General features: G+C 40.7%; 9 protein-coding genes and 1 pseudogene. 7 read left to right on the plus strand and 3 right to left on the minus strand.

Annotated elements, in window-relative coordinates; all coding sequences use genetic code 11:
* The 3 genes from HWQ37_RS29440 to sufR all read right to left on the minus strand — a co-directional run.
* On the minus strand, nt 1–376 hold a 376-nt coding region (locus HWQ37_RS29440; RefSeq protein ID WP_292753946.1), incomplete at its 3' end, for a hypothetical protein.
* 307 nt (nt 377–683) lie between these two features.
* Entirely contained in the window at nt 684–944 is a 261-nt protein-coding gene (locus HWQ37_RS29445) for a hypothetical protein (protein WP_292753947.1), read from the minus strand.
* Between the two features lie 104 nt (nt 945–1,048).
* Nucleotides 1,049–1,732 (minus strand): iron-sulfur cluster biosynthesis transcriptional regulator SufR, encoded by a 684-nt coding sequence (sufR, locus tag HWQ37_RS29450; RefSeq protein ID WP_292753948.1) that lies wholly within the window; start codon nt 1,730–1,732, stop codon nt 1,049–1,051.
* 381 nt (nt 1,733–2,113) lie between these two features.
* On the opposite strand from sufR, the gene sufB reads away from it, so the two are divergent.
* The 7 genes and pseudogenes from sufB to HWQ37_RS29485 form a co-directional block, all read left to right on the plus strand.
* A complete protein-coding gene (gene sufB / locus HWQ37_RS29455; protein WP_292753949.1) occupies nt 2,114–3,553 on the plus strand; it encodes a Fe-S cluster assembly protein SufB in 1,440 nt (479 codons plus the stop codon).
* Between the two features lie 100 nt (nt 3,554–3,653).
* On the plus strand, nt 3,654–4,442 hold the full coding sequence (sufC, locus tag HWQ37_RS29460) for a Fe-S cluster assembly ATPase SufC (RefSeq protein ID WP_292753950.1): 789 nt from the start codon (nt 3,654–3,656) through the stop codon (nt 4,440–4,442).
* Nucleotides 4,442–5,812, plus strand: coding sequence for a Fe-S cluster assembly protein SufD (sufD, locus tag HWQ37_RS29465; RefSeq protein WP_292753951.1), 1,371 nt, complete (start codon nt 4,442–4,444; stop codon nt 5,810–5,812). The genes sufC and sufD overlap by 1 nt, the downstream gene beginning before the upstream one ends.
* Before the next feature lie 32 nt (nt 5,813–5,844).
* Nucleotides 5,845–7,107, plus strand: a complete 1,263-nt coding sequence (locus HWQ37_RS29470; protein ID WP_292753952.1) for a cysteine desulfurase — start codon at nt 5,845–5,847, stop codon at nt 7,105–7,107.
* 95 nt (nt 7,108–7,202) lie between these two features.
* A pseudogene (locus HWQ37_RS29475) lies at nt 7,203–7,815 on the plus strand (hypothetical protein).
* Between the two features lies 1 nt (nt 7,816).
* Nucleotides 7,817–8,449, plus strand: a complete 633-nt coding sequence (locus tag HWQ37_RS29480; RefSeq protein ID WP_292753953.1) for a Uma2 family endonuclease — start codon at nt 7,817–7,819, stop codon at nt 8,447–8,449.
* Between the two features lie 43 nt (nt 8,450–8,492).
* Nucleotides 8,493–9,050, plus strand: a 558-nt coding sequence (locus HWQ37_RS29485) for a Uma2 family endonuclease (protein ID WP_292753954.1), incomplete at its 3' end; no start/stop codon positions are given.

Genomic DNA, 9,050 nt, shown 5'->3' on the forward strand with positions numbered 1-9,050 from the left:
GAGTTTCCTCTGTTTGTTCTTGCTCAATTTCTGCTGTAGGTAATGCCGCAGTTGTAGTTTGGGGAGCAACTTGTTCTCCTTCGTTTACTGTCCCTTGTTCAGAAGTTTCTGGAACTTCTTGGTTTTTTAACTTCTTTTTTTTTGGCATTCTCTGAATAACGTTATGTTCATTCTCTGTAGATAATGTTAGGATTTCTAGCAAATTAGTCCGTCTAGTAACATTTGCCGTTTTTTGGTGCTTTATTTCCTCTGGGGTTGTTGATATCTGCGTAGCTTCTTTTGGTGAAGGTGCAAAAGGTCTCGGCTTCAACCATGATGAGTTATCTTTCGGTGTTTGATGATTTTGAGATGCAGGTTTGTTATCTTTAGCGTGCATAATATTTTTTGTAGTTAGTGAAGTGTTTGAATACCGTCCACGAGAATAAGTACTAAACAATGCTCATGTTGTCAAGTATTAATATTGATAATTATTGGTGAGTCGGTTATGGTTGTCGTTAGATAGTATAGGCGCAAACCCTCGTAGCGATCGCTATATTTAGACTAATGGTAATAATGAATGTAGAGAGGTTACATATAACGTCTCTACAAGCGTTCTGGATAACGAATATTTAATTTATGGAGATGTTTATTTGGTAATTTTTGTATATCATAAAATGAAGTACAAAAAGTCGGTTTTATACAGATCACCACTTCAAGTATGCAGATTCAATTCCCTGCTCACGGCGAATTTTGCTATCTTTTTCAAACCAGGCAATTACTTGCTGTGCTGTCAAATCTTCAATAGCAACACCGTACTCTTGGGAAATATGCTTCAAAAGCTTAAGTGATGAAATTGTCAATCTTGTTAAAAACTTTTCTGGAGAAGACAACAAAGCCGCGTCTACTTTTGCTGACTCTTCCAGAGTTAAAAATTGTGCTGATGGTTGCTGTGGTAGTATATCCATAAATTTAGTTGGGCATTGGGATGAGGGAGATGAGGAGGAGGAGGATGAGGAGGATGAGAATAATTAAAACTAGTGACAAATGACAAATGACAAATGACAAATAACTAATGACGCATTTGTACCAAATAGCCACAACGATGTTCGCCATCAATAATCCAGTGGGTGCGTTCTACGGTACAATCAGGTAAGACGGCAGCAAACATTTCTAATTCGTGACCACAGATACTAGGAAAAGATTCGGCAACGTTAGAAATGGCGCAGTTATGCTCTATAAAAATAAAGCGATCGCTCTTCACACAGTCATTGACATCAACCGGGTGATACTCCGCCATGAAGCCTTCCGCTTTTCTCAACTCTACTAAGTTAGCTACCCGTTCTTGCAGTGAACCATTACCAACGCGATCGCAGTATTCTTTGGCTTTACGCTGCCACTGTTTCTCTAAAATCGATTTAAATTGATCGTGTCCCATCGTTTCGGCTAAGGTGTCTAGCAACGAAACCGCAAAATTGCCGCTTGCATCACCAAAGCGATCGCTCATTGTTCGATGCAAGCGATCGCGTCCCTGACGACTCAGTTGATAAAGGTGCTGCGGTCGCCCCATTCCCGCCGCCTGTACTGATGTAGAATACAAAACTAGCTCCTCCGTCTCCAAATCTTTGAGATGGCGACGAATCGCTTGGGGGGTAACGTCTAAAACTTCAGCTAGCTCCAAAGCCGTTGCTTTTTCGTGTTTGTGCAGATATTCTAGGATATCTTGCTTGGTTGAGGACTGGTGGGTAGTCGCCATCTTATGGTTGCTGCAAGTCCCAAAAATTTATTTGAAAATTTGACCGTGCCGATTTTGGATTTTGGATTTTGGAATTTTGGATTAAAAAAGTTTTCTGGTGTATGCCCCGCTATCGTCAATCTAAAATCCTTGAGCCAAGCACCCTTGTGGTCTCTTTCAATCTAAAATTGCAAATCTAAAATCCAAAATTGTTTGACTTTGACAACATTGTTGTTGTTAATTTAGCGTAAAATGAAGATAGATTAAACAACATAGCTGTTGTTTTACTCTCCACCACTATTCTAGCAGCCGTGTAACCATTCCGTAACGGGAAATGGAAATCGGTTAGCCGCAGCCCGTCTCCCATCCTAAAAGAGTTCAGAACACAAGAGATTATTACTGATGAGTGCCACTGTCAAAACCTTAGTCAACCAACCTTACAAGTACGGCTTTATTACAGATATTGAAGCCGACACTATCCCGCGTGGACTAGACGAGGACGTTGTTCGCTTGATCTCCTCTAAGAAGAACGAGCCGCAGTTCATGCTCGACTTTCGCCTCAGAGCTTATCGCCAGTGGCAAAAAATGACGGAACCAACTTGGCCTAATGTCAAGTATCCGCCAATTAATTATCAGGATATCATTTATTACTCAGCACCAAAACGCAAGAAAGAAAAACTAGGCAGCTTGGATGAAGTCGATCCAACCCTTTTAGAAACCTTTGAGAAGTTAGGCATTTCTCTATCTGAACAGAAGCGACTAGCAAATGTCGCCGTCGATGCAATTTTCGATAGCGTTTCTGTTGCTACTACATTTAAAGAAAAGCTAGCGGAAGATGGTGTTATTTTCTGTTCGTTTTCGGAAGCGTTGCAAGAACACCCAGAATTAATTAAAAAATATTTGGGTAGTGTTGTTCCCATCGCTGACAACTATTTTGCCGCTTTGAACGCCGCCGTATTTAGTGATGGTTCTTTTGTCTATATTCCTAAAGGCGTAAAATGCCCAATGGAACTGTCTACCTACTTCCGCATCAACTCTGGTGATACGGGACAATTTGAGCGGACTTTGATTGTCGCCGAAGAAGGTAGTTATGTTTCTTACCTCGAAGGTTGCACTGCACCGATGTATGACAGCAACCAGTTGCACGCCGCCGTGGTGGAACTCGTCGCCCTCGACAATGCGGAAATTAAATACTCTACTGTCCAAAATTGGTACGCTGGTGATGCTAACGGGAAGGGCGGTATTTACAACTTTGTCACCAAGCGCGGTTTGTGTCAGGGGGTAAATTCCAAGATTTCCTGGACTCAAGTAGAAACAGGTTCGGCAATTACTTGGAAATATCCCAGTTGTGTTTTGGTGGGTGATAATTCTGTGGGTGAGTTTTACTCGGTGGCGCTGACAAATCATCAGCAGCAAGCTGATACGGGTAGTAAGATGATTCACGTTGGTAAGAATACTCGCAGCACAATTATTTCTAAGGGAATCTCGGCGGGTAATTCTAGTAATAGTTATCGGGGTTTGGTGAAAGTTAATCCGACGGCAAAAGGGGCGAGAAATTATTCTCAGTGTGACTCGATGCTGATTGGGGATAATGCCCATGCGAATACTTTCCCTTATATTCAGGTGCAAAATAACGGTGCGAAGGTGGAGCATGAAGCTTCTACTTCTAAGATTGGGGAAGATCAGTTATTTTACTTTGCTCAACGGGGTATTTCTTCTGAAGATGCTATTTCGATGATGATTAGTGGCTTCTGTAAGGATGTTTTTAATCAGCTACCGATGGAGTTTGCTGTGGAAGCTGATAAGTTGTTGAGTTTGAAGTTGGAAGGCAGTGTTGGATAAATAAGATAAACACAGATACATCGGCGTTCTGTGTTTATCTTTTGGAAGAGTAACGAACCGCCAAGACGCCAAGAGCGCAGAGAAAGAGAAGGGAGAGAACATGATTATTGAAAATAGTGAAGTTGTGCTGTCAGTACGGAATCTGACGGCTAATGTTGATGGGACTCCGATTCTTAAGGGTGTGAATCTGGAGGTGCGATCGGGTGAAATTCATGCGATTATGGGGCCGAATGGTTCTGGTAAGAGTACTTTTTCTAAGGTGTTGGCTGGGCATCCGGCGTATGAGGTGACTGGCGGTGAGGTGATTTTTCAAGGGCAAAATCTGCTGGAGTTGGAACCGGAGGAACGGGCTAGAAGTGGTGTGTTTTTGGCGTTTCAGTATCCGTTAGAAATTCCGGGTGTGAGCAATTTGGATTTCTTGCGGGTGGCGTACAATTCCCGTCAGAAAGCAAAGGGTTTGGAGGAAATAGACGCTTTTGATTTTGACGATTTGATTGAGGAAAAGCTGGATGTGGTGAAGATGAATCCCAGTTTTCTCAGTCGCAGTTTGAATGAAGGGTTTTCTGGTGGCGAGAAGAAGCGAAATGAAATTCTGCAAATGGCGCTGCTGGAACCAAAGTTAGGAATTTTAGATGAGACTGATTCGGGTTTGGATATTGATGCGCTCCGAATTGTGGCGAATGGGGTAAATCAACTGGCAACTCCAGACAATTCTACAATTTTGATTACTCACTACCAACGGTTACTCGATTATATTGTGCCTGATTTTGTGCATGTGATGGCACAAGGGCGGATTATTACGAGTGGTGGTAAGGAACTGGCGCTGGAATTAGAGTCTCGCGGTTATGACTGGGTGCTGGAAGAATTTGCTGCTGAGGTGGGTGTGTAATGAATATTCAAGTTTCTCCTAGCCCAATTCCAAATTCAAATGTAGTCAGTTTGACATCGATATTAGATAGAGATGATTATCTGACTGGGTTGTTAAATCAAGTAATGGCAACTAAAACAGAAGGTTGGTTGCAGGAATTACGCCAATGTGCTGGTAATTGGGTACGCCACTCGACTATTCCCACCACCCGCGAGGAAGAATGGCGGTTTACTGATTTGTCGTCTCTGCGAAAAGTGCAATTTAATGTAGAGACGGTAAATTATGCATCTTTAGAATTTGATATTTTGCCAGAAGCGGCTAATAGTCGTTTGGTATTTGTTAATGGCGTTTTTGCGCCGGAGTTATCCGCAGTTTCAGATTTACCACCTGGAATTGTGGTAAGTAATTTGGCTGGTTTGTCTGCGGTTGAGCAAGAGGGTGTACGGCAGTATTTAGCTCAAGCTGAGGGAGCGCAGGAGGTTTTTACGGCTCTCAATACGGCTGGGATAACTGATGCTGCTGTGGTGTGGGTGAAGAAGAATGTGGTAGTTGAAACGCCAATTCATTTGGTGTTTATTGCGGGGGAAAGGGCGACGATTTCGCAGCCGCGTTGTTTGGTGGTGGCGGAAAGTGGTTCGCAGGTGAGCTTAATTGAGGAGTATACGAACCGCAGAGGCGCAGAGAGCGCAGAGAAAGAGGGAGTATATTTTACTAATGCGGTTACGGAAGTTTGGGTGAGTGACAATGCCCAGGTGAATCATACTAGGGTTCAGGAAGAAGGTGCGGAGACTTTTCATATTGGGAAGACTGCGATCGCACAAGCTCGTGATAGTCGATATACTTGTCATGCCATAACTTTAGGTGCGAAGTTGTCACGGCACAATTTGGAGATTTTGCAAACTGGTGAGCAGACACAAACTACTCTCAATGGTTTGACGATAATTTCTGGTAAGCAGTTGTCTGATACTCACAGTGCGATCGCACTCAACTATCCTCACAGTACTAGTAAGCAATTGCATAAGTGTATTGTAGGCGATCGCGCTCATGCGGTATTCAATGGCAAAGTTTTGGTTCCTAAGCCGGCACAGTTGACAAATGCAACCCAGATGAATCGGAATTTGCTGTTATCATCTAAAGCCAGGGTTGATACCAAACCCCAATTGGAAATTACTGCCGATAATGTCAAATGCGCTCACGGTGCTACCGTTAGCCAATTGGAAGATGATGAAATATTCTATCTGCAAAGTCGGGGAATTGATGAAAATGATGCTCGGAAGTTGTTAATTAACGCCTTCGCTGCTGAAGTAATCAACCAAATACCCGTTTCCTCTCTCAGAAACATCTTACTAAATACAGTCAATAGTCTCAAGTCTCTAACTAATGACAAATGACAAATGACAAATGACTAATAACTAATCTACCAATGACTTTTACCACTACCAAAACCTTAGCTGATAAAGTTCGTGCTGACTTTCCAATTTTACATCAGGAAGTCAACGAGAAAACCCTAGTTTATCTCGATAATGCTGCGACATCGCAAAAGCCTTTGTTTGTATTAAATACTCTGCGGGATTATTACGAGCGATATAATGCTAACGTGCATCGCGGTGCCCATACCCTGAGTGCTAAAGCTACCGATGCTTATGAAGGTGCTAGAGATAAAGTTGCCAAATTCATCAATGCTGCATCGCGTCAGGAAATAGTCTACACCCGTAATGCAACTGAGGCGATTAACCTCGTAGCTTATAGCTGGGGAATGAACAATTTGCAGCCGGGAGACGAGATTATTCTGTCGGTGATGGAACACCACAGTAATATTGTACCTTGGCAGTTTGTGGCAGAAAAAACGGGTGCAGTCCTAAAATTTGTGGAACTTACACCAGAAGAAACTTTTGATTTGGAGCAGTTTAAAAAGCTGATTTCTGAAAAAACAAAGTTGGTGTCGGTGGTACATATTTCTAATTCTTTGGGTTGTATTAACCCAGTGGCAGAAATTGGTGCGATCGCTCACAGTTACGGTGCTAAATTCTTAGTAGATGCTTGCCAAAGTGTCCCCCATTATCCCATTGATGTGCAACAAATAGATTGTGATTGGTTGGTAGCTTCCGGCCACAAAATGTGCGCCCCAACTGGCATAGGATTTCTGTATGGCAAGTTGGAATTATTAGAATCAATGTCACCATTTTTTGGTGGTGGTGAGATGATTGCAGAGGTGTATTTAGACCATTCCACTTATGCAGAATTACCACATAAATTTGAAGCTGGTACACCTGCAATTGGAGAAGCGATCGCACTTGGGGCTGCGATCGATTATCTTAGCAATATCGGCATGGATAAAATTCACGCCTATGAAGCAGAATTAACGGCTTATTTGTTCCAACAATTAGAGCAAATTCCCCAAATTAGAATTTACGGCCCCAAACCCAATGCTAAAGGAGAAGGTAGAGCCGCTCTTGCGTCATTCACAGCCGGAGAAGTTCACGCTAACGACTTATCTACATTATTAGATCAAGAAGGCATTGCGATTCGTTCTGGACATCACTGTACTCAACCATTACACCGTTACTTAGGTCTTGCTGCAACCGCACGAGCAAGTCTATCTTTCTACAACACCCGCGAAGAAATTAATATTTTCATCAAAGCATTGAAAGAAACTATTGATTTTTTTGCTGGCTTCTCTAGTTAAAAGTAGACAATATTTTAGATGCTGATTGTGCCAGTTATTAACTAACAATAGTTGGCACAATTTTGCTATTTCGATTATTTACAGGAGCAACTAAAGTGTCATACAGTGACTTTACTTTAGATAGAGTTAGAAAAACCTTTGGGTTAACTATTTCTGACAAAACTGATATATTTACATCTGTAGATGAAGTAGAGTGTCCACCATTACTTGCAGAAATATTACGGGAAAATGTGCCTTTAGCTCTTGCAAGTAATACAGAAAAATCTCGTTCAGAGATGATTATTGCACCTATTTTAATTGCTGTAAGAAAATATTTCAATAATCAAATAAGTTTATTTTCTGGGATCGATTTTACCGTTGATTCAGCACAAGGATTAAATGGATGGAAATTGCGATTTTATAATTAGCCGTTCACCAGAGTTACTAATTCTGAACGCGCCAGTTGTGACAATTGTAGAAGCGAAAAAAGAAAATATCAATGCCGGATTAGGTCAATGTGTAGCAGAGATGTTAGCAGCTAAATTGTTTAATGAACGTGAGGGTAATAACATTCAGACAATTTATGGAACTGTCACCACTGGAACTAACTGGAAGTTTTTGAAACTTATTGATCAACTGATTGAAATTGACTTGAACGAGTATTATATTAATGACATAGGTAAAATTATCGGGATTTTATCTAACATTCTGACAGAAGAAGTATTCTAATATGCTTGTCAAGTCAACCCTTGCAGAACAAAGAACAGTCTTACACAACATTAGCTGGGAAACCTTTGAAGCCTTGCTGAGAGATACAGGTGAAGATAGAGGTTCTCGGTTTGCTTATGACTGCGGTGTTTTAGAAATCATGACTCCACTTTTTGAACATGAAAATCCTAAAATTCAGTTTGACAGATTGATATTCGCTTTAGCAGTGGAATTAAAAACTAAAATTAGAAGTGCTGGTTCTACAACATTAAAACGTCAACCAATAACAAAGGGAATAGAACCCGATAGTTGCTATTATATTCAAAATGAGCCACTAATTAGAGGTAAACAAGAATTAGATTTAAGAATAGATCCAGCACCAGATTTAGCAGTTGAAATTGATATTACTAGCAGCTCTGTTAATAAATTTAATATTTATGCGGCTTTAGGTGTAGGAGAATTATGGAGATATAATGGTGAAGTTTTAAAATTTTATCAGCTAGTAGCAAGTGAATATATTGAAATTAAGTCGAGTATCGCTTTCCCTTTAATTTCTGTTAGTGATATGAATAGATTTATCCAGCAAAGTAAAACTATGGATGAAATTGATTTGGTGCAATCCTTCAGCGCTTGGGTGCGTGGAAAGATAGCTTAAAATCATAAATTAATTACGAATTACAAATTACGAATTATTTTATATGCTTGTCAAGTCAACTCTTGGGGAACAAAGAACAGTGCTACATAACATTAGCTGGGAAACCTTTGAAGCCTTGCTGAGAGATACAGGTGAAGATAGAGGTTCTCGGTTTGCTTATGACTGCGGTGTTTTAGAAATCATGACTCCACTTTTTGAACATGAAAACCCCAAAAGTAATTTTGGTAATTTTATTATTGCTTTAGCTGAAGAATTAGGAATTGAAGTGAGAAGTGCTGGTTCAACAACATTGAAGCGGAAAATATCAAAGCGGGGAATAGAACCAGATACTTGTTATTATATCCAGAATGAACTAGCTATTAGAGGTAAGGAAAGTTTAGATTTAGAAAATGATCCGCCGCCTGACTTAGCAATTGAGATTGACATTACCAGCAGTTCAGTTAACAAATTGGGTATTTATTCAGCATTGGGTGTAACTGAACTTTGGAGATATGATGGACAAAATTTAAAATTTTATCAGTTGATAGAAGGGCAATATGTCGAGTGTAAGTTTAGTATTGCCTTTCCTATAGTTTCAGTGAGTGAGATAAGCAGATTTATT

The sequence above is a fragment of the Nostoc sp. NMS4 genome (assembly GCF_017115095.1).
Lineage (GTDB): Bacteria > Cyanobacteriota > Cyanobacteriia > Cyanobacteriales > Nostocaceae > Nostoc.

Coding starts and splice junctions, on each gene's coding strand:
- HWQ37_RS29445 (WP_292753947.1), bottom strand. CDS start 944: ATGGATATACTACCACAGCAACCATCAGCACAATTTTTAACTCTGGAA.
- sufR (WP_292753948.1), bottom strand. CDS start 1,732: ATGGCGACTACCCACCAGTCCTCAACCAAGCAAGATATCCTAGAATAT.
- sufB (WP_292753949.1), top strand. CDS start 2,114: ATGAGTGCCACTGTCAAAACCTTAGTCAACCAACCTTACAAGTACGGC.
- sufC (WP_292753950.1), top strand. CDS start 3,654: ATGATTATTGAAAATAGTGAAGTTGTGCTGTCAGTACGGAATCTGACG.
- sufD (WP_292753951.1), top strand. CDS start 4,442: ATGAATATTCAAGTTTCTCCTAGCCCAATTCCAAATTCAAATGTAGTC.
- HWQ37_RS29470 (WP_292753952.1), top strand. CDS start 5,845: ATGACTTTTACCACTACCAAAACCTTAGCTGATAAAGTTCGTGCTGAC.
- HWQ37_RS29480 (WP_292753953.1), top strand. CDS start 7,817: ATGCTTGTCAAGTCAACCCTTGCAGAACAAAGAACAGTCTTACACAAC.